We start from the raw sequence: 545 nt of genomic DNA, 5'->3' as shown, positions 1-545 counted from the left end.
GCCAAGGCATCCACCGTATGCGCTTCTTCACTTGACCATATAACCCCAAGCAATCTGGTTATACTGTGAAGACAACATTCGCCGAAAATTCGATAATACTCAATTACGAGTAACTCACAAATTTTACCTTAGCCTGATCCGTTACCAGTGAAAGTAACGTTCAGTCTATCTTTCTATCACATACCCAAATTTTTAAAGAACGATCTAATCAAAAGATCAGAAATCAACATTCACCATCGTTTGATGGAATGCTCATTTCTAAGCTTTACGACACAGAAGCAGGTTATGGTGGAGCCTGCGTGCAAGGCAGGCGCTCTCCCAGCTGAGCTATGGCCCCATATTTCTACAGGCGTTTCCCACACAAAAATTGGTGGGTCTGGGCAGATTCGAACTGCCGACCTCACCCTTATCAGGGGTGCGCTCTAACCAACTGAGCTACAGACCCAATTTCGGGCTGCTTCTTATCGTCTTCTTCAATGAATCAAGCAATTCGTGTGGGAACTTATGGAGCAGCTGATGTCGTCGATTAAGGAGGTGATCCAGCC

General features: G+C 45.3%; 1 tRNA gene. It reads right to left on the bottom strand.

Annotated elements, in window-relative coordinates:
- Nucleotides 1–368: 368 nt before the first annotated feature.
- Nucleotides 369–445 (bottom strand) — tRNA-Ile (locus tag QZ269_RS13470).
- Between the last annotated feature and the right edge of the window lie 100 nt (nucleotides 446–545).

Source organism: Deinococcus sp., assembly GCF_018260405.1.
Lineage (GTDB): Bacteria > Deinococcota > Deinococci > Deinococcales > Deinococcaceae > Deinococcus.
Note: the sequence above shows the minus strand (reverse complement) of the source record. Positions and strands in the feature narration are given on the sequence as shown.